The organism is Macrococcus psychrotolerans (genome assembly GCF_038095555.1).
GTDB lineage: Bacteria > Bacillota > Bacilli > Staphylococcales > Staphylococcaceae > Macrococcoides > Macrococcoides psychrotolerans.
This window is the reverse complement of the sequence record NZ_CP124591.1, coordinates 1,588,277-1,609,055: the sequence shown is the minus strand read 5'-3', so window position 1 is coordinate 1,609,055 and position 20,779 is coordinate 1,588,277. Positions and strand designations below refer to the sequence as shown.

Here is a 20,779-nt window from a genome sequence, read left to right as displayed (position 1 = left end):
ATCATGAAGAGAATTGGATTAGTAGATATAGGATCAAATACAATCAGACTTGTAATCTTTGATTATTCAGTTGAAGCAGGATTACAGGAATTACAGAATATCAAGACGCCTGCACGACTGTATCAATATCTTGATGCAGATAAGGTAATGTCGGATAAAGGAATCGCTGTACTTTGTGATACGTTACAAAGCTTTCAGAAAGTTGCTGATAAGTTTAAAGTAGATGCACTTTACCCAGTAGCGACAGCAGCTGTACGTCAATCGTCTAATATTGAGGCAATTAGCGCACGCGTGAAGGAAGAAACTGCAATAGATGTGCGCATTATTACTGAACAGGAAGAAGCATTCTATGGCTACTATGCAGTGATTAATACACTGGACTATGCAGATGGTGTAACTGTAGATATCGGTGGGGGAAGTACAGAAGTAACTTATTTTGAAGATAAGGAACTTAAGTTTTCACATAGTTTTCCATTCGGTGTCGTAACGTTACAGAAACTGTTCTTTGACGGCAAGGAACATAATGATAAAGAAGCGATTAAAGCAGCGGGTGAATATATTAAGAATGAAATAGAAAGCTTAAAGTGGCTCGAAAAACGTAAATGTCCAATTATTGCAATTGGTGGTTCTGCGCGAAATATCGCACGTATTCACCAATCATTAACTGAATATCCGATTGCGGGTGTACATGGTTATGGTATGAAAGAGAAAGATCTTGAACTCGTATTTAAGACGTTAATTCATACCCCTAAAGACGAACTTGAAGACCTGGATGGCTTGAGTCGCGATCGTCAAGATATTATCGTACCATCTTGTGTGTTATTTAATACGCTGTTCGACGAAGTAGATGCGACGGAATTCATCTTTTCCCGTAAAGGATTACGTGAAGGTGTCATTATGAAAGTTCTTGAAAAAGAATACGTACTACCGTTTGATAAAGATAATGTATTTAAAGATTCATTACGTAACTTAGCGAGTGATTACAATATCAAGCACGATGAAGCAATGCAGCGTACCATGATTGCAGAGACGCTATATTACGAAATGGAAAAGCATGACTTGATCAAAGGAAATAAAAAGGACAAGACTTTCTTAAAGCATGCTGCGTACCTTTACTATTTAGGAAGCTATATCGATTCTGATGCAGCGAGCCAGCACACATATTATATTCTTTCAAACTCAAGTTTAAATGGTATCAGTCACAAAAATCGCGTGAAACTCGCTTTACTCTCCAGTTATAAGAATAAATCTTTACTGAAGTTCTATGAAGATGAAACGAAATGGTTTAACAGTGATGAGAAAGATGTCATCCAGATGCTTGGCAGCATTCTGAAGTTTTCACATGCATTAAATATCAGCAATACCAATATCGTCGAATCACTTTATTTTGAGAAGAATGACGATAAATATAATCTAATCATCGAATACAACGGAGATCCAATAGCTGAAGAATATCAGACAGAGAGACAGAAGAAACATATCGAAAAAATAATTAAATCTAAAATTAACCTCATATTTACAAAAGCTTTACATTAATTCGGTACAGTAGAATAGGCAGAATTATGAAAACATGAAAGTGGACGTGATGATGATGAAACAGAATTTAGATTTAGGGAATAAAGCATATTATAATAATCGCGAAGTGAGCTGGGTTGATTTTAACCGTAGAGTCATAGAAGAGGCATTTGATCAGAAGAACCCATTACTTGAACGTATTAAATTTTTAGCAATCGCCAGTTCAAACTTAGATGAATTTTTTATGGTTCGTGTGGGTGGCCTGAAAGATCAGGTAACGATGGGATTCAGTGAACCAGAGAATAAGACGCAGATGACACCGACAGAACAGCTGATTGCGATTGATAAGGCAAATAGAGATAATGTGAAGATGCAGTATGATCAATATCATGCGTTAATTCGTGATCTTGAAGGGTACAATGTGTACTTCAAATCGGTGGATGAATTATCACCAGAAAGTTATAGCATCATTGAAAAGAAGTTCAACTTCGAGATTCTTCCGACATTAACGCCGCTTGGAATTGATGCATACCGACCATTTCCAAAGTTATCTAATAAATCGTTAAACATATTTGTCGATGTAGTGACGGATAGTGGTGAGAAGAAATCAGCGATCGTCCAGATTCCAGCTTTACTTAACCGAATTATTGAATTGACAAATGGTGAAAAAACAGTATATGTTCTATTGGAAGATGTTATCACACATTTTATTCATAAGCTGTTTCACGGCTATCAAGTAACGCGTACATTTGCTTTCCGTATTACGCGTAACGCAGATCTAACAATTCATGAAGATGGAGCAGAGGATCTTCTGATTGAAATAGAGAAATTTCTTAAGAAGCGTAAAAGTGGTGCGGCTGTGCGTCTTGAGATTGATACGCGACAGGATATGTCAATCAATGCGTCATTTTTAAAGGATGAACTTGAAATTGAGGATCGTGATGTATATAAACTTGAAGGGCCACTAGATTTAACGATGTTATTCCAATTATCAGGAATGATAGAGAAACGCTACCCTCAACTTGCCTTTAAGCCATTTGAACCATGTCCGCCGAAGTATCTTGGAAATGGTGAGCTTTATGCTGAAGCTTTAAAGCGTGATATATTCTTTCATCATCCATATGAATCTTTCCAGCCGATTGTGGATTTTATTAAAGAAGCGTCTGAAGACCCGAATACATTGGCGATTAAACAGACGCTATACCGTGTATCAAGCGACTCACCGATTATTGATGCACTGAAAAATGCAGCTGAGGCGGGTAAACAAGTGACGGTGCTTGTTGAGCTGAAGGCACGTTTTGACGAAGAGAATAACGTACACTGGGCACGTATGCTTGAAGAAGCGGGATGTCACGTTATTTACGGTATGACACACCTTAAAACACACAGTAAAATTACGTTAGTCGTTAAGAAAGTAAATGATGAAATGGTATCATATGTTCATTTAGGAACAGGGAACTATAACGATAAAACAGCTAAAATCTATACAGATATGGGTATCATTACGACGAATAAAGAAATTGGAGAAGATGCGATGAACTTCTTCAATTACTTAAGTGGTTACTCTGAGAAACCGACTTATAAGCGATTACATGTTGCACCATTTGAGATTCGTGATGAATTTATTGAACATATCGATCGGGAGATTGAGTGTCAGAAACAGCACGGAAATGGACTGATCATTGCGAAGATGAACTCGTTAACGGATAAGACGGTAATTAAGAAGTTATATGAAGCGAGTAACGCCGGTGTTCAAGTAAAACTGATTATTCGAGGAATATGCTGCTTGAAACCAGGAATTCCTGGTGTAAGTGAGAACATTCGTGTCATCAGCATTGTAGGACGATTCCTTGAGCATTCAAGAATTTATTACTTCTATCATAATGGGGAAGAGAAGATGTACTTATCCTCAGCAGATATGATGACACGCAATATGATTAAACGTGTAGAAATCTTATTCCCAATTATTGATAGCAAGATTGTAGAGGAATTAAAAGATATATTAAATCTGCAGCTAGAAGATAATCAAAAAGCACGTGAGCAAGATTCAAATGGTATATATCATTATGTAAGGAATGATGCACGTGCGATTAATTCACAAGATGAATTGATATATCGAGCAGAGGAATTTAAACGTTCGTTTATCAGACCGAAAGAAGTCATGCATAAACCGATGATGAGTAAACGTGCAAAATTATTAGGGTTTGTGAAGAATAAACTAAAACGTAACTAAAGGTCGTGACAGAAGTGTTCTGCCACAAGCAAAACCAGAACGGTGCAAAGAAAATGTTCTTTGTTTTCTGCATTGTTCGGGTTTTGTCGTAGTGACAACTTTTGGAACGCCGTCAAAAGGTCGTGACACGAGCGTTTAAGCATGAAAAATAGGCAGGAAACTTATAAGTTTCCTGCCTATTTTTTCGTGTCTTTTCTTTTTAATGAAATTCTGTAATAGTCTGTACGTCTCTTCTGTCTGTTTCACGCGGGGTCTTAATAGACTTTCCAACAGTGATTAGCATTGTTGGAACATAGCGCTCGTCGATATTGAACGATTCAATTAATTGTGTACGGTTGAATCCACCGATGGCACATGAGCCTAGATCGCGTAACGTTGCAAAGTTCATAATCTGCATTGCAGGGAATGTAGAGTTCATTACTGCTGCCTCATAAGCATAATGTTCATTTTGATACACATTGTTCACCTGACTTGCGAGACGTTCTTTAATCTCACTAGTCATGCGTCCTTTTTGGATATCTGGTGCGCAAATTTCATCGATATTCTTATTTGCCTCTTTATCACCTAAAATTACGATAACCGCACTTGCATCAACAATTTGTTGCTGGTTAAAGGCGATAGGAAGTAACTTCTGTTTACCTTCATCTGAGTGAACAACCATAAACTTCCAATGTTGTAGATTCCATGCTGACGGTGCTTTATTTGCAGCGTCGAGTAAGTTTAGTATTTCATCCTGAGAAAGTTTGAACGCTGGATCGTATTGTTTCACTGCGCGGCGTGTCAGTAATTTCTCTTGTATATCTGTGGCTATCATTTTGATCCTCCTAAATATTGATATCTATATCATAGTGAATCACTATACATTATGCAAAACTATTGCTCTAATGTTGCTGCAACAGTCTCTCCGGTAAATGGATGTACAAACTCTAGTTTATAGCTTTCTAGCGCGAGTTGACGTAGGTGTGAATCACTGTATAGTGGGTCTCCGATAACGGGATGTCCGATTTCAGCAAGATGTACTCTAATCTGGTGTGTACGTCCTGTTTCAAGCTGCAGTTCGACATCTGCAGTACCGTCGCCATTCGCTTTAGAGCTTACGATATGTGTAACTGCTCGGTCGCCTGTTTGCGAAACACGGCGTTTATTTGGATGGAACTTGTCTTTACCGATTGGCATATCGATCGTCTGATTCTTCAATGGTAGGTGACTCTTAACTTTCGCACGATATGTACGCTTGATTAATCGTTCTTCTAGCATACGGTCTAGTATCTTTTTGATAAATGGATTTTTAGCGACAAGTAATAAGCCGACAGTTTCCTGGTCGAGACGATGTATCGGTTCCACATATTCTGAATCGAGTGTATAAATTGCATGGTTTAACAACGTATTTGACTCACTCATATCATTTGGATGTGTCTTAACACCCTTTGGTTTAACGAGTATCGCTAAATAATCATCTTCATATTTCACTTCGCACATGCGATAGCTTGATTTATAATTGCTCTTTTCTTCTGCAACAGGTAAGTAGAGTTCATCTCCAGTACTTAACGTATCGCGAAATGTAGCAGCTGCACCATTTATCGTAATTGCTTTAGACATACGTAGCTCATGTGTCGGCTTCTTTGGTATTTGTAAATGTTTAAGCAATGCCTCAATCGTCATATTATTCCATTCTTCTATTACACGTAATTTCATATATTTTCTCCTATTCACTTTTATCGTCTATAATAATAGGGTATAAATTATAGACTAATAAAATGATTTGTCTATTTATTATTATAGAGCAAATAGAGGAGAATATACATGACAGAAGAAATAAATTTAGATAAGTTTAATAAATCAATCGAGGCGCGACAGATGACCAAAGATGATATCGACGAGATTATCGCCTTACAAAACATATGCTTCCCGGGGATGGAACCGTGGAAGAAAGAACATCTTGAGTCCCATATTAATTTATTTCCACGCGGACAGATGGTTATTGAGTATGATGGTAAAATTATCGGAAGTTGTTCAAGTTTAATCATTAATTTCGATGAGTATGATGACCGTCATACGTGGGATAGTATTACAGATAATGGTTATATTACGAACCACAATGACCACGGGCATAACTTATATGGTATAGAAGTGATGGTTCATCCTGATTATCGTGGGATGAGAGTAGGTCAACGTCTTTATGAGGCACGTCGAGAAATCGCTTATGAATTGAATTTAAAATCAATCATTATTGGTGGACGCATTCCAAATTATCATAAATATCAGGATGAACTCACACCAAGAGAATATGTTAACGATGTGATGAAGCATAAGATTAAAGACCCAGTATTGACATTCCAGTATATGAATGGATTTACTTTAATGCGTATCAACCCAAATTATCTAAAGGATGATGTGAATTCAAGTAAGTATGCAACATTAATGGAATGGAACAACCCGGATTACGTTGCTAAATCAAACATTCACTTTAAGACAAGTGACCCTGTCCGTATTTGTACGGTTAACTATATGATGCGTAAAATTGATTCGTTTGAAGAGTTTGCAAACCAGATTGAATACTTTGTTGATGTGGCATATGATGCTGAAAGTGACTTCGTTGTATTCCCTGAATTACTTACGACACAACTGATGAGTTTTGATGAGAAACGTAATCCAGCAGAATCCATTCGTCAACTTACGAAATATACTGAACAGTATATTGAGATGTTTAATGAATTTGCCGTACGTTACAATATTAATATTATTGGTGGTAGTCACTTCGTTGAAGAAGAGGATGAAATCTACAACATTTCATACTTATTCCGTCGTGACGGTTCAATCGAGAAACAGTACAAGATTCACGTTACACCAAATGAACGTAGATGGTGGGGGATTTCTCCAGGCAATGACGTAGAAGTATTTGATACAGATTGTGGTAAGATTGCGATTCAGATTTGTTATGATTCTGAGTTTCCTGAGATGGCGCGTATTGCTACAGAGAAAGGTGCTAAGATTATCTTCACTCCATTCTCAACTGAAGACAGACAAAGTTATTTACGCGTGAAGTATTGTTCGATGGCACGCGCGATTGAAAATCAGATCTACACAGTAACAAGTGGAACGTGCGGGAATTTACCACAAACTGAAAACATGGATATCCAGTATTCAGGTTCGGGTATTTATTCACCAAGTGACTTTGGCTTTGCAAGAGATGGTATTGTAGGTGAAACAGGTGAGAACGTAGAAATGGTTGTTATTGGTGATATTGACCTTGAAGTATTACGCCGTGGACGAGAGAATGGAACAGTAAGACAATTACGCGATAGACGACATGATTTATACAACGTTGAATATAAAAAATAGGTGATATGATGCAGAACAGTACAGCTTTACTGAAAGAAATCGCAGAATTTTTAAATGAAGAGACAGATATATATTCAATGATGAATGGTGCCTTGAACAGACTTGTTCAAGGGACCAATTTTTCTACTGGATGGATATTTTTCATCGATGATGATGGCAAACATACACTCGTATCTGATTATAAGCTCCCACAAGCACTGAAGATGGAGTCATGTCGCTATATGACAGAAGGCCCATGCTGGTGCGTATCACGTTATCATCAGAAGAAATTAACGAAAGCTTCGAACATCATCACTTGTTCTCGAATTGTAAAAGCAAATAAAAAATATAGTGATATGACAGATGATATTACACACCACGCGACCGTTCCTTTACAATCTGGAGAAGAACGTTTCGGATTGCTTAACGTTGCCACGCCTTTTACAAAAGTATATTCAGATGAAGACTTAGCATTGCTTGAATCCGTGGCTTTTCAAATCGGTAGCGCGATTAAGCGTATCTATCTTACAGCAAGAGAACGAGAGAATGCACTACAGGAAGAAAGAACTCGACTTGCACGAGACTTGCATGACTCAGTGAATCAAATGCTCTTTTCACTGAAACTTACAGCACATGCAGCTGAAAGTATGACTGATGATGAACGTGCAAAGACAGCATTTCAGATTATCGAGAAGACAAGCCAGGATGCAGTAAGTGAGATGCGCGCATTAATCTGGCAGTTGAAACCTTTAGGGCTTGAGCATGGATTTGTTGAAGCAGTGCAGAACTATGGCAACATACTCGGCCTCGATGTAACGATTGAAGTGGAAGGGTTCATCAATTTAGAGAATAAAATTGAAAACAGTGCATTTCGAATCGTTCAAGAAGCGCTGAATAACGTGAAGAAGCACGCAGAAACAGAAGAAGTAATGATATCAATGAAGCAGGATGATAAGCATTTTGTTCTGAGGATTAAAGATAACGGTAAAGGTTATAACAATGCACTGACGACAACGCTTCCGACACATGGGGTGAGGAATATGCAGCAACGTGCACAGGAGATTGGTGGTATACTTGAAATAAACAGTACATTAATGCATGGAACGACGGTACAATTCACCTACCCGAAAGGATGAAAGTCATGGATATTATACTCGTGGATGACCACCATATCGTAAGACAAGGGATGAAATTTCTACTATCAACTGAAGAAAGCTTTAATGTAATTGCTGATTTCAATAACGGCAGAGAGCTGCTTGAACATCTAGATGAAATGCAATTACCCAATCTCATAATTATGGACCTTGTGATGCCTGAGCTTAACGGCATTGAAGCGACGCGCCAAGTGAAAGCGAAATTCCCTGATGTGAAGGTGCTCGTACTATCCAGCTTTATCGATGAAGAACATGTCCTTGGCGTGATGGATGCAGGTGCAGACGGTTATGAAATGAAAGATAGTGAACCGAAAGCGCTGATCAATACGATAAAACAGATAGCAGCAGGTGAGCAGATATTTCATCCGGATGTTATGGAAGTCAGAAAAAGTGGCATGAATCTCGCACATTTAAGAAACCCATTATCAAAGAGAGAACTTGAAGTGTTAAAGGCGATGAGCGAAGGCTTAACCAACAAAGAAATCGCTGAACAACTCTTTGTCTCAGAAAAAACGGTGAAAACTCATGTTAGCCATATATTTGCGAAGCTAGAAGTCGGGGACCGTACACAAGCATCGATGTACGGCGTGAAATATAAGCTGATTTAATGCAGCATACACCTCATGTTTTTGTTATAATATGGTAAATGAGGTGAGACGATGATTGAAAAATGGTGGAATAATAGTTGGATAATCGCATTTGCGACAATTGCGATTACTGAACTGTTTAAATATATTTTTGGAGAGCATAAAGGTATCGTTTATTTTATGACACTCCTGATTGTATTTACAGTTATTAGAGTATGTATATCGATGTACAATCTTAAGCACGATATTGAAAGAATGGATTTAAGGCAGAGTCAATTTTATCGTGGCTATTATTTTGATAAATATTACGTAGTCTCCAGACCTTTTTTTATGCTGCTTATATTTTTATTATTTTATTATTGTCTGATGTATGTAATTTTTCCGTATAAATTTATAGGAATTGGGGTAACAGTGCTGATTGTCTGGATCCTGATTAAATTTGATAATCGATTTAATGAACAATCCGATATCGCTAAAATGATTGTAAAAGATGAAGAATGAAGAGAAAGTGGCACACCCTAACATGAGGGTGTGCCACTTTTTATTTAACTATTCCGGGTTCAAGGTGAACGATTGTTTCAACAGCGCCATATTCTTCTTTAATCGCATATTCAATGTGTTCTGTTATATCGTGGCTCTCAGCAACAGTGAAACTAGGGTTCACAGTAACGGTCACATCTACAAATGTCATAACTCCGTGATTTCTTCCTTTGATATCAACACAGCTTTCTACATTTTCTACCGACGACACGATACGTTTCATATGATCCAGTGTATCTGCATCGAATCCATCCGTTAATGTAATTGCTGTTTCAAAGAATATCTCAATAGCGGTCTTCATTATGAGTAAGCCGACGACAATCGCAGCAACGGTATCTAGAAATGTCAATCCGAAGAATACACCGATGATCCCTATAAATGCGCCAAGCGATACGAGCGCATCTGATAAATTATCTGCTGCTGCTGCTTTGAGTGCACTGGAATCCAGTTTCTTCGCAAGATTGCGATTATAAATGTATACGGCGAGCATCGCAAATGCTGATAGTATTGCTACAACTGCAGTCTCAATAGAAGGACTTGAATATTCCTGACGGATATAATTTTTAATTCCTTGCAATATAACTTGAACACTCACAGCAAACATAATAAATGATGCAATCAATGAACCGATATATTCTGAACGGTAATGGCCGTAGTTGTGGTTTTTGTCGGCAGGTTTCATGCTGATCGCAAGCCCAATAAGCAGTGCTACTGAGCTTACAATATCGGTGGCGTTATTAAGACCGTCTGCGACAAGTGCCTGAGATCCGTGAATGTAACCGAATAATAATTTGAAAGTTGTGAGCAGTACATACATGATGATACTCACCTTAGCTCCTTTTTGAGCTTGCTGTAACTGGTCTTTAACCTGCATCTTGTTCATCCTTTAAATAATTATTATCTCCATTATTAATCAAATGTCGATGAATGTATAGCAGTAGAAACGTATTTCTACTTTTTAGAAAATTAGGGGAACCTTATTTACTTATAGTGAATCTTTATTTATAATTATAGATATATTTATTAGAAAATTCAGTTAAAGAGGTGGGTTATGAAAATTAAAGGAAATATGACGCTTAAAATCATCATTGCATTGGTGGTCGGTATTATTGTAGGTTCTATCTTTAATTTATATCAGGATGCATCATGGGTGAAATGGTTTAATCAATACGTATTTAATGTTATCGGACAAATCTTCCTGAATCTAATCTTTATGCTTGTAGTACCAGTTGTATTTGTATCAATTGTACTTGGTGTCGTAGGCGTGGGGGATCCGAAGCATCTTGGGTCGATTGGTCTAAAGACACTTGGATTCTTTATAGTAACGACGGCACTCGCAATTACACTTGCGATGTGTTTAGCCCTTGTGTTTAAACCTGGTGCAGGCAAGGCAGATTTAATGAATAGTGACGACGTGAAGAAATATGCTTTAGAACAAAAACAAAAAGAAGAAGCAGCAAAAGCGGAAGGAACCTCTGTGAATCAGACTTTCGATCAGACTTTGATTAACTTGATTCCAAAAAATCCAGTACTTGCGATGAGTGAAACAAACATGCTGCAAGTAATTACTTTCGCCATTTTTATCGGTATCGGCATGATTGCACTGAGGGAGAAAGTAAGCGGAGTAAAGCTGCTCTTTGAACAGACGAACGATATATTGATGTTTATCGTTACAGCAATCATGCAATACTTTGCGCCAATTGGTACATTTGGTTTAGTTGCAACAGCATTTACTAGTGCCGGGTTTGGTGCGATTAAACAGCTTGGAATGTATTTCTTTGTCGTATTACTAGCGCTTTTCCTACATATGATTTTAGTATATGGTGGGGCTATTAAGTTTTTAGCGAAACGTAGTCCGATATGGTTCTTTAAAGGTTTCGCACCTGCAATGACTGTAGGATTTAGCTCTTCGAGTTCCAATGCAACATTGCCAATCTCGTTAGAATGCGCTCAAGATAATTTAGGTGTACGTAAAGAAATCTCATCTTTCGTTCAACCACTTGGCGCCACGATTAATATGGACGGTACAGCCATTATGCAAGGGGTTGCAACCATCTTTATCGCTCAAATATCTGGTGTAGATTTAACTATTATGCAGATGGTCATGGTTGTCGCAATCGCTGTAATTGCCTCTATCGGTACAGCCGGTGTACCGGGTGTGGGACTTGTAATGCTTGCGATGGTCCTGACTTCAGTCGGGCTTAATCCAGCAGCAATCGGTATTATTCTAGGTATCGACCGATTACTTGATATGACACGTACCGCTATAAATATCTCTGGAGATGCTGCTTGTGCGGTCGTGATTAATGAGAGAGAAAAGCAAAAACTTGCTAAAAATGTTGCATAAATTTGTCTAAGAAATAAAATTTATAAGAAAAGAGGAAAATCATGAGGTTTTCCTCTTTTAATTTTTTGTAAATTATATTAAGATGGTAAAGTCCCTTAAATGAATAGTGTATTATTTCTATTTTATTAAATGAACAATCTAAAAATAATAATATATACAAGAAAGGTCGTAGAAGCATGGATAAGCAACAATTCACAGATTTATTACAAACAAAGTTTAAAATGGTTCGTATAGAAGCAGGATATACTCAAGATACAATGGCACAAACTATCGGACTATCTAAGAAAACATTAGTTCAGATTGAAAAAGAGCGTGTACTTCCAAACTGGACAACTTGCGTGTCACTATGTGCATTATTCAGAGATTCTGAAGTGCTGCAGAATACTTTAGGTGGAGATCCTTTAGAAGTCATTCAAGTAATCTCAAGAGGTGCGTGTGCATACCCTGACCAAGATAATAAAAATGAATTATGGTGGTCAACGATTGAAGCAGATCGTGATATCATTCTTCAGCAGAATAAAATTTCGAACCTTTATCGTGTATTAGATGGTTCTATGCAACCGTTATATGGTTCTAATAAAGCGCGTGAAGCAGAGATGTTCTATAATAAGAAGAGAAATGAACAGCTGATCACTGTATAATTAATTTATAGGCGAGACAAGGTGGCTTAATGACCCTTGTCTCGCTATTTTATTAGAACGATGTCTCTCGGTTTGTTTTTGGAACAGAGTGGTATAAACTATTGTAATGAAACATTATAGAAAAAGGTGATGAATTGTACGCATTAGGAATAATATTATTTATGGGCTTTATTGGCTCGTTGATTGGTGGATTTACGAATTTTATTGCGATTAAGATGTTGTTCAGACCGTTTGAACCGAAATTTCTGTTTGGGAAACAGCTCCCGTTTACACCAGGATTGATACCGAAACGACGTAATGAACTCTCGCTGAAGATTGGAGAGATGGTCACACATCATCTACTCACACCTGAAGTGTTTAAAGAGAAATTAATGACAAGGCAGACTGAAGCGCTGTTAAAAAGTATGCTGAATAAACAAGTTCAGGCTTTAAAAGAAGGACAGTACAGCATCGATGACTTTGCGCAGCGCTTTAATATTGATATTACAAATGTTGCTGAGAAAAAAGTTCACGATAAGGTGAATGAACTGCTTGAAGAGAAGATTCAGACATATCAGTCCCAATCAATCGATGCATTACTGCCACAAGATTTAAAGGATAAGATAGACAGTAAGGTTGAAGCAGCACCTACAATGATCATTGAAAAGCTTAGAGCTTACGTTAATAGCGAATCAGGTTACAACGATATTATGCAGATGATCGACCGCTTTTTTATGGAGAAAGGAAGATTTGTCAGCATGATTCAAATGTTTATGACACAGGAGATGATTGCAGACCGTGTTATAAAAGAAGCGAATGCTTTAAGTGAAGAGCCTAAAATCAAATCAATCATTGAAACTGAGCTTAAAAAAGAGTACGCACGTATAATGGCGATGACACCAGAAACTTTAGTTGCTGCACATGATATCGCTCATTTCAAAGGGGAGTTAAATACAAATATTGTGCGTGCAATGCATATAGATTATTATATGAAGACACCACTTTATACGCTTGTACCGAAGTTGTTTCATTACATTGAAACTGAAGGTGGAGATCGTTTAATCCATTATATAATGACGAAGACAGCTGACAATGTTGCAGTCATCTTAGAGAAGATTCGTATTGCTGAAATTATTAAGGACCAGATTGATAATTTTGAACTTTCATTCCTTGAACAGCTCGTTATTGAAATCTCGAATAAAGAATTGAAGTTAATCACAATGCTTGGCTTTATCTTAGGCGGTATCATCGGTATCTTGCAAGGGATAATCGCGATTTTTGTATAATGCCTGTATTCGTGGTATATTGATTAGGAACATTAAACATAAAGGAGAATGAATATGTCTGTTAATATTTATGATGAAGCGAATAAATTAGAAAGTTCATTACGTCAGAGTGATGAATATAATGCGATTAAGAATCATTATGAAGCAGTTAACAATAACCCTGAATCAAAGAAAATCTTCGATGAATTCAGAGAAATTCAATTAACACTTCAAGAAAAACAAATGTCAGGTCAAGAAATTACTGAAGAAGATTTAAATAAAGCACAAGCTTCAGCTGAATTAATCGAAAAAGATGAAAATATCTCAAAATTAATGGAAGCTGAACAACGTATGAGCTTTATTATTCAAGAATTAAACCGTATCATCATGAAACCTTTAGAAGAATTATATGGTGTTAAAGCTGAAGATTAATTCTTTATAGGGATAACAATATTTAATATATCCGAACAGTGCAGATATTTCGCACTGTTCGGTTTTTGCATAATGTAAGAGAGGTAGATTATGAAATTTTATTTAGAACACGATCAGTTTGAACAGCTGCAGCTCTATATTCGCAATATACTAAATCTCTATTTCGAGGATGCGTATTTATTCGAAGGTCAAGGGGATAACTGCATTACGATAAATATCAATCAGGAGCGCTGCACCATCGTGACAACAACGTTGACGATAGATGGCAATACTTATACACAGCGTGCCGAACGCAAACAGACAGACAAACGTGCAATGAAGCAGGCACTCGGTGAGACGTTGATTGAGATATTAACGGCACATACCGGTATAACACAGAGCTGGGGTACATTGACAGGAATCAGACCACTTAAGCTATATCATAAATATTTAAAACAAGGGCACTCAGACAATGCTATTAAACAAAGATTAAAGCGTGACTATTTGATTGCAGATGATAAGCTTGAACTGATGGAACGTATTACGAAGACGCAGCTCAATGCGATTCCAGACTTACATCAGCTAGAGCAGGAAGTCAGCATCTATATCGGCATTCCATTCTGTCCGACGAAGTGTGCATATTGTACGTTTCCGGCGTATGCAATTCAAGTCCATAAAAATGACGTGCCAGAGTTCCTCGTTGGATTATTATATGAAATTGAACATATCGGCGAGTGGCTTAAAGCACGTAATATTAAAGTGACGTCTATCTATTTCGGTGGAGGTACCCCCACTTCTATCAGTGCACAGGATTTAAAGTTGTTGCTTGAAGCAGTGTATATAAACTTTGACATGACACATGTGCGTGAGCTTACTGTTGAAGCAGGGCGTCCGGATACAATTGATGCAGCGACATTAGAAGTACTTAATACATTCGGTATCGATCGCATCAGTATAAATCCACAAAGCTTTACCGATGAAACTTTAAAGGCAATCGGCCGCCATCATAGCGTGCAGGAAACAATCGATAAATTCAAGTTATCTCGCGAATACCATATGAATAACATCAATATGGATCTGATTATCGGCTTACCGAATGAAACGCGTGAAGAAGTAATCCATTCGCTGAATGAAACGAAGAAGCTGAACCCTGAATCGCTTACAGTGCATACGTTAAGTTTTAAGACAGCGAGCGAGATGACACGTAATAAATCAAAGTATCCGGTTGCAGCACGAGATGAAATTATCTATATGATGAACTTGACAAAAACTTTCGCCGAACAGCATGACTATATTCCTTATTATTTATACCGTCAGAAGAATATTCTCGGTAATCTTGAGAACATCGGATATTCTAAAGCGGGAGAAGCGTCACTGTATAACATCTTGATTATGGAAGAAGTACAGACAATCATAGGATTAGGGTGCGGGGCATCTAGCAAGCTGATTCATCCTGAGACTGGTAAGATTGAAAACTATTTAAACCCTAAAGATCCAAAGAGCTATAATAAGACATATAAAGATTATACACATCAGAAAATTGATAAACTGAACCTTCTTTATGATCAAAAAGACAAATAAACAATATTTGAAACTCATCCGTAAGATATGGCGATAATGCATAATCTTACGGATGAGTTTTTTTATGAATAAAGATTATAAATATAGATGATTTTGTAGTTTCATTACATATATATACGATTTTGTTGTAAAATTAGAGTATCAATTAAAGTGAGGGTTATGATGATCAAATTTATACATTGCTCAGACATACGATTAGATGAACCGTTTCAGTTAGTTGGAGATGTTCCTGAATATATAATGAAGTCGATTCGTAATTCAAGCTTTCAAAGTTTAAAACGCGTTGTCGATGATGCGATTGAAAAACAAGTGGACTTTATTATTATAAGTGGAAATTTATTTTCAAGTAAAAATCGCAACATTAAGGCAGATGACTACGTAGTAAAGCAATTCGCACGATTAAAGGAAGAGAATATTTACGTTTATTATATACACGGTATAGAGGACAATATGTCCGTACAATCATTTTATAAGTTTCCTGATAATGTAATTGTTTTCTCTGATGAAGTTCAGACTTATGAACTTGTTACGAAAAACAAATCAAGTGTGTTCTTTCATGGGTTCAGTTATAAAGAACATTCTCACTATGAGTACAAGCTTGATCAGTATCCCGTAAATGAAGTTAATCAGACCATTCATATTGGCATACTGAATGGTTTACATCATAAGTTAAAAGGGGAAGACACACATACAGAATTCCATATCGAGGAATTAAACCGTAAATTATATCATTACTGGGCACTTGGCGGTTTTAATAGGCATATGACCTTAAACGAACTGCCACATATGCATTACCCCGGTACGCTTCAGGCTACAAACTTTATGGAAGGCGGAGATAGTGGATATATGTATGTTGAAGGGGACAGCAGTCAGCTGAATGCGACCTTTGTGCCAGTAAATATGATTACATTCCACGAGACAGTATTAAACTTAAAGAGTATTGAGCGTCACGCAATCTATCAGGATATCGAAGCATTTAAACAATCCGTGCGCCCAAACGGTAGACAACTTTATCGATTAACACTACAAAATGATGGTGAGACTTTAATAGATCAGCAAATGTTATCGCAAATAAAGGACCAGATCCAAATTGGCGAAATGGCAGAAGAACAGTTTGTATGGATCGATGATATTTACACAAATGAAAAGTACGCACCGCATACATTAAAAGATGAGTTCAGTGATGTCCTTCATGATTTGTCTTATTTAACAACATCGAAAGAACCTGTACAACAATCCTATATCCAGAAGTTTATCTCTTTTGATGAGGTTAATACAGAGCGGTTGATAGATTATGGAGAAGCGCATCTCAAAATGTTGATGAAAGGTGACCGCCATGAAGATTAAATCTTTAGAAATATACGGATATGGAAGATTGGAACATCGCAAGTTTCAGTTTAATCACGATTTCGTTCAGATATTTGGAGAAAATGAAGCAGGTAAATCTACAATGCAGGCGTTTATTCATGCGTTACTCTTCGGTTTTCCGAAAGATGGTGAGTACGAACCGCGTCTAGAACCGAGATTCGCACCACAATATGGCGGTAATATAGAACTCGAACATATAGATGGTACAACGATTATGATTGAACGTGTATTTGTTCATGGTAAAGAAAAAGTAAAAGTCATTCACGAGGGTGTAGAGAAATCGATTGAATGGCTCAACCAGTTGATGAATTATATGAAAAAAGATACATATAAATCAATATTTTCATTTGATGTACTCGGTTTGCAGGAAGTACATCGTAAACTGACACAAGAAAAGCTTGAAGCTTACTTACTTCAGGCAGGCTCATTCGGTTCGACGGAATTTACAGATTTACAAAGGACGATAAATGAGGAGCAGGTACGTTTATTTAATACAGATGAAGATACTGGTATCATTTTTGAGAAAGCAAGAGAATTGCAGCAGCTAGAAGCGGATATAAGAGCGCAGGATGATGTAAAAGCACATTATGCACAAATATATGATACGTATCAGAAGGATTCAAGAAGAGTTGAACATATTAAATTACAGATTAAAGAACTTGAAGAAGTTAAAGGACATAAAGAAAGAGAAATTAAATATCAGAGTCAAGCACAGGAATGGAAAGCATTAGAACTACAATTAAACATAGAGCCGCCGCAATTTCCTGAGCAAGGGATTAATCGATTTGAGGCGTTGAAGCATCAGGTCCAGAAATTAAGTAAAGATCTTGAACTACGTGAAGAGAAGTTAAGCCAGATAACATCAGAGATGGATAATATTCAACTATTGCCTGACCACTTAATTGAAGCCTCAAGAGACATTATCAAAAGAGAACATCCGATTAAACAGCTGCATGGTGATGTTCGAAGTGTAACACAGCAACGCGATGCACTGACGACTGAAATGAATACTTTAATGCAGGATATCGGATGGCAGAAGTTTGAAACCGTTGAACTGAATCAGAAAGTTCAATCTGATATCACTGAAGCACTCAACGAGCTTGAGAAACAAGAACTCGAACGTACACAAATTAACAGAGAGCTGCAATTTGTAACACTAAACGTAGATAGATTATCTGATGAATCTAAAGTATTGAATAAAGAAAAAGTGCATGACGAACGTTTTAATAAAGCACAGGAACTTCAAGAACAGCGCAAGGAACTTGAAAGTAAATCAAAGCTCTTTCATAAATTGAGTGAAGAAGCAACTGCTTATGAAGCGCGTGAGCTCAAGAAACATAAGCTGCAGCAGACAATCTATGCGATAACGGTAGTCATTAGTCTTGTAGCACTTGTCTATAGTTTTATGAATGCGCTATGGATTTCAGGTAGTATATTCTCATTCGTAAGCATCATTGTACTACTGATGCTTATTTTAAATAAGAAGCCGGATGTACGATTTAATGATGAATTAGCGGATGGAGTAAAACAATTAGAGGGTAATATTTATAAACTTGAACATGACTTTGATTTGTCGTTTGATTTGAATGAACAAAAGTTATTACGCCATAAATTATCAAATGTTATCACTCAGTTAAATCGTGAGCAATCTCAAAAAGAAGCTTTAAAGCAACATTTAGACATTTCACATAAAGAAATTGAAGCGACACACCAATTGCTCAAGCAATACAAAACAGCGCTTAAAATAGAGAGTAATTATCCGAATAACCGATTAGCTTCTGCATATCGTACGATACATAAATTAGTGCGCATCCATGATGAAATCTTAAAGTGTAATGCTAAAATCGAGGAAATGAAAGAGCGTCTTGCTACATTCGATCAGAGCATATTAACGCTTATTCCGAAATTACCTGTGAAAACAGAGGCATCATCGATATTCCATGATTTAAAGAATATGTTAACGACCGATGAGAAAGAGAAATTCCAGTACAGTAAAAATGCAAATCAACGAGATTTATTAAAGAAAGAAATCAAAATTATTAATGCATCGTTGCAGCAGAATATTGATGAGCAGCATGCTTTGTTTGAAGAAGCAGGGGTGGAGGATACTTCAAGTTATTATGCTAAAGAGGCTGAATATGCGAGTTATAACACAAACTTAGAGCGTTTTAATGTGTTAAGTGAACTGCTTAGAAATCAAGCATTCACGTACGAGGATAATACGCATCTTGCTGAAGTGCCAGAAGCCATACTGAATGAGCAGTTGATAGATATTAATGTACATATTAAATCGTTGGTTGATGAACGCAGTAATGTGCAGCAACAGTTAAGAGAACTAGAACATGCTATGCATCAAATATGTGACGATGATACGTTATCAAGACTGAAGTTTGAATATGAAATAAAGAAAAATCAATTTAACAAACTTGCGGAAACATATTTATCTGTAAATTATATCGATACTTTAATTCAGGCACATATTAAAGAGGTACGTGAAGAACGAATGCCATTCGTTATTGATGATGCGACAGAAATCTTTAACTATCTAACTGAAGGACGTTACACGAAGATTGTTTATGATGAACATCTGACAACTGTAGCTGCGGATGGACAAGTATATCATCCGACAGAATTGTCACAATCAACGAAAGAATTATTATATATTGCATTAAGACTGAGTTTAATTCATTCATTAAGAAGATATTACCCATTCCCGATCATTGTCGATGATGCGTTTGTTCACTTTGACAAAAACAGGCGTGAGCGTATACTTGAATATATGCTTAAACAACAGCATAATCAAATTATCTATTACACTTGCAACCGTTCTTCTACAATTAACAGTAAGCAGACAATTGTACTGGAACGCAATAAGAAGGAGGTTAAATAAGTGAGAACGATAGAAACATTAAAACCCGGATCTCAAGTGGATCATTACTTTTTAATTCATAAATCAATTCAAGGGGTAACAGGACAAGGTAAGCCATATTTAACACTTTATCTTAAAGATAAAAGTGGAGAAATCGAAGCAAAAGTATGGACGGTCTCTGAAGAAGATATAAAATTGTTACAACCTGAACAATTAATTCGTGTTAAAGGTGATGTGATTGATTACCGCGGTCGTAAACAGATGAAAGTAAATCAATTCAGACTTGTTACACCAGAAGACGGTGTGAAACTAGAAAATTTCTTAGAAAGTGCACCGGTGAATGAAGATGATATGATGGAGCAGCTGATGGATTATGTCATCGAAATCGAAAATGCAAATTTACAGCGTATTATTCGTCTGTTACTTAAGAAATATGCACATCAATTTATGGTATACCCTGCTGCCAGCAGCAACCATCATAACTTCGTCTCGGGATTATTATTCCATGTATTAACGATGTTGAAACAAGCGAAAGCATTATGTGATATTTATCCGACATTAAATCGAAGTCTGCTCTACGCAGGTATCATTGCACATGATATGGGGAAGGTTAAAGAATTATCCGGGCCTGTTGCAACAACGTATACAGTAGAAGGAAACTTACTCGGCCATATTTCGATTATGAGCGATGAAGTTGCGAGTATTGCACGTGAACATAATATTGAAGGGGAAGAAGTAATGTTACTGCGCCATATGATATTAAGTCATCATGGAAAGTATGAGTATGGATCACCGAAATTACCGATGTTAAAAGAAGCAGAGATGCTTCACTTTATTGATAATATTGATGCACGTATGCAGATGTTTGATAAGCATATGAAGAAAGTGGAGAAAGGACAATATACAGAGCGTATTTTTGCGTTAGAAAATCGTCAGTTTTATAAGCCGATTTCTCTGGACTAAAAAAA

Annotated in this window: 17 protein-coding genes; 14 read left to right on the top strand and 3 right to left on the bottom strand. The window is 36.9% G+C overall.

The features are described 5' to 3' along the window. Positions 1–1,536: an exopolyphosphatase gene (gene ppx / locus QA539_RS08255; protein ID WP_219494853.1), complete on the top strand. Its 1,536-nt coding sequence runs from the start codon at positions 1–3 to the stop codon at positions 1,534–1,536. 49 nt (positions 1,537–1,585) lie between these two features. After that, on the top strand, positions 1,586–3,748 hold the full coding sequence (locus QA539_RS08250) for an RNA degradosome polyphosphate kinase (RefSeq protein WP_241427520.1): 2,163 nt from the start codon (positions 1,586–1,588) through the stop codon (positions 3,746–3,748). A gap of 199 nt (positions 3,749–3,947) precedes the next feature. Here the strand turns inward: QA539_RS08250 and QA539_RS08245 are convergent, their stop codons facing one another. After that, positions 3,948–4,562 (bottom strand): nitroreductase family protein, encoded by a 615-nt coding sequence (locus QA539_RS08245; RefSeq protein ID WP_219492940.1) that lies wholly within the window; start codon positions 4,560–4,562, stop codon positions 3,948–3,950. A gap of 59 nt (positions 4,563–4,621) precedes the next feature. After that, on the bottom strand, positions 4,622–5,443 hold the full coding sequence (locus QA539_RS08240) for an RluA family pseudouridine synthase (RefSeq protein ID WP_219492939.1): 822 nt from the start codon (positions 5,441–5,443) through the stop codon (positions 4,622–4,624). A 108-nt stretch (positions 5,444–5,551) separates the two neighbouring features. Here QA539_RS08240 and QA539_RS08235 point away from each other — a divergent pair, with 108 nt between their 5' ends. From QA539_RS08235 to QA539_RS08220, 4 genes are read left to right on the top strand one after another with little or no spacing between them, the layout of a single operon-like run. Then, complete coding sequence (locus QA539_RS08235) at positions 5,552–7,090, top strand: bifunctional GNAT family N-acetyltransferase/carbon-nitrogen hydrolase family protein (protein WP_219492938.1); 1,539 nt, start codon at positions 5,552–5,554, stop codon at positions 7,088–7,090. Positions 7,091–7,095: 5 nt separating this feature from the next. Beyond that, positions 7,096–8,205, top strand: coding sequence for a GAF domain-containing sensor histidine kinase (locus tag QA539_RS08230; RefSeq protein ID WP_419956621.1), 1,110 nt, complete (start codon positions 7,096–7,098; stop codon positions 8,203–8,205). Continuing rightward, positions 8,202–8,831 (top strand): response regulator transcription factor, encoded by a 630-nt coding sequence (locus QA539_RS08225; RefSeq protein WP_099482152.1) that lies wholly within the window; start codon positions 8,202–8,204, stop codon positions 8,829–8,831. Before QA539_RS08230 ends, QA539_RS08225 begins: the two co-directional genes overlap by 4 nt. Before the next feature lie 51 nt (positions 8,832–8,882). Beyond that, entirely contained in the window at positions 8,883–9,311 is a 429-nt protein-coding gene (locus QA539_RS08220; protein ID WP_219492937.1) for a hypothetical protein, read from the top strand. A gap of 40 nt (positions 9,312–9,351) precedes the next feature. Here QA539_RS08220 and QA539_RS08215 read toward each other — a convergent pair whose 3' ends face one another. Further along, complete coding sequence (locus QA539_RS08215; protein WP_419956620.1) at positions 9,352–10,224, bottom strand: cation diffusion facilitator family transporter; 873 nt, start codon at positions 10,222–10,224, stop codon at positions 9,352–9,354. A gap of 177 nt (positions 10,225–10,401) precedes the next feature. On the opposite strand from QA539_RS08215, the gene QA539_RS08210 reads away from it, so the two are divergent. The 8 genes from QA539_RS08210 (at position 10,402) to yhaM (ending at position 20,774) form a co-directional block, all read left to right on the top strand. Further along, positions 10,402–11,697: a dicarboxylate/amino acid:cation symporter gene (locus tag QA539_RS08210; protein WP_419895062.1), complete on the top strand. Its 1,296-nt coding sequence runs from the start codon at positions 10,402–10,404 to the stop codon at positions 11,695–11,697. 176 nt (positions 11,698–11,873) lie between these two features. Further along, a complete protein-coding gene (gene xdrA / locus QA539_RS08205; protein ID WP_101040077.1) occupies positions 11,874–12,338 on the top strand; it encodes an XRE family transcriptional regulator XdrA in 465 nt (154 codons plus the stop codon). A 134-nt stretch (positions 12,339–12,472) separates the two neighbouring features. Further along, positions 12,473–13,603: a DUF445 family protein gene (locus tag QA539_RS08200; RefSeq protein WP_219492932.1), complete on the top strand. Its 1,131-nt coding sequence runs from the start codon at positions 12,473–12,475 to the stop codon at positions 13,601–13,603. Between the two features lie 54 nt (positions 13,604–13,657). Continuing rightward, entirely contained in the window at positions 13,658–14,014 is a 357-nt protein-coding gene (locus QA539_RS08195) for a YlbF family regulator (protein ID WP_099482157.1), read from the top strand. A 90-nt stretch (positions 14,015–14,104) separates the two neighbouring features. Beyond that, positions 14,105–15,574, top strand: a complete 1,470-nt coding sequence (locus QA539_RS08190) for a coproporphyrinogen III oxidase (RefSeq protein ID WP_219492930.1) — start codon at positions 14,105–14,107, stop codon at positions 15,572–15,574. A gap of 162 nt (positions 15,575–15,736) precedes the next feature. Further along, positions 15,737–16,921, top strand: coding sequence for a metallophosphoesterase family protein (locus QA539_RS08185; protein ID WP_219492928.1), 1,185 nt, complete (start codon positions 15,737–15,739; stop codon positions 16,919–16,921). Beyond that, positions 16,911–19,832 (top strand): ATP-binding protein, encoded by a 2,922-nt coding sequence (locus tag QA539_RS08180; protein ID WP_219492926.1) that lies wholly within the window; start codon positions 16,911–16,913, stop codon positions 19,830–19,832. The genes QA539_RS08185 and QA539_RS08180 overlap by 11 nt, the downstream gene beginning before the upstream one ends. Beyond that, a complete protein-coding gene (gene yhaM / locus QA539_RS08175; protein ID WP_219492925.1) occupies positions 19,833–20,774 on the top strand; it encodes a 3'-5' exoribonuclease YhaM in 942 nt (313 codons plus the stop codon). Positions 20,775–20,779 lie beyond the last annotated feature (5 nt).

Bases quoted from the DNA above. Each gene is read 5' to 3' on its own strand.
- QA539_RS08180 (WP_219492926.1), top strand. From the start codon at position 16,911: ATGAAGATTAAATCTTTAGAAATATACGGATATGGAAGATTGGAACAT.
- QA539_RS08230 (WP_419956621.1), top strand. From the start codon at position 7,096: ATGATGCAGAACAGTACAGCTTTACTGAAAGAAATCGCAGAATTTTTA.
- QA539_RS08250 (WP_241427520.1), top strand. From the start codon at position 1,586: ATGATGATGAAACAGAATTTAGATTTAGGGAATAAAGCATATTATAAT.
- QA539_RS08220 (WP_219492937.1), top strand. From the start codon at position 8,883: ATGATTGAAAAATGGTGGAATAATAGTTGGATAATCGCATTTGCGACA.
- QA539_RS08190 (WP_219492930.1), top strand. From the start codon at position 14,105: ATGAAATTTTATTTAGAACACGATCAGTTTGAACAGCTGCAGCTCTAT.
- QA539_RS08185 (WP_219492928.1), top strand. From the start codon at position 15,737: ATGATCAAATTTATACATTGCTCAGACATACGATTAGATGAACCGTTT.
- QA539_RS08245 (WP_219492940.1), bottom strand. From the start codon at position 4,562: ATGATAGCCACAGATATACAAGAGAAATTACTGACACGCCGCGCAGTG.
- xdrA (WP_101040077.1), top strand. From the start codon at position 11,874: ATGGATAAGCAACAATTCACAGATTTATTACAAACAAAGTTTAAAATG.
- QA539_RS08195 (WP_099482157.1), top strand. From the start codon at position 13,658: ATGTCTGTTAATATTTATGATGAAGCGAATAAATTAGAAAGTTCATTA.
- QA539_RS08240 (WP_219492939.1), bottom strand. From the start codon at position 5,443: ATGAAATTACGTGTAATAGAAGAATGGAATAATATGACGATTGAGGCA.
- QA539_RS08235 (WP_219492938.1), top strand. From the start codon at position 5,552: ATGACAGAAGAAATAAATTTAGATAAGTTTAATAAATCAATCGAGGCG.
- QA539_RS08225 (WP_099482152.1), top strand. From the start codon at position 8,202: ATGAAAGTCATGGATATTATACTCGTGGATGACCACCATATCGTAAGA.
- QA539_RS08215 (WP_419956620.1), bottom strand. From the start codon at position 10,224: ATGCAGGTTAAAGACCAGTTACAGCAAGCTCAAAAAGGAGCTAAGGTG.
- QA539_RS08210 (WP_419895062.1), top strand. From the start codon at position 10,402: ATGAAAATTAAAGGAAATATGACGCTTAAAATCATCATTGCATTGGTG.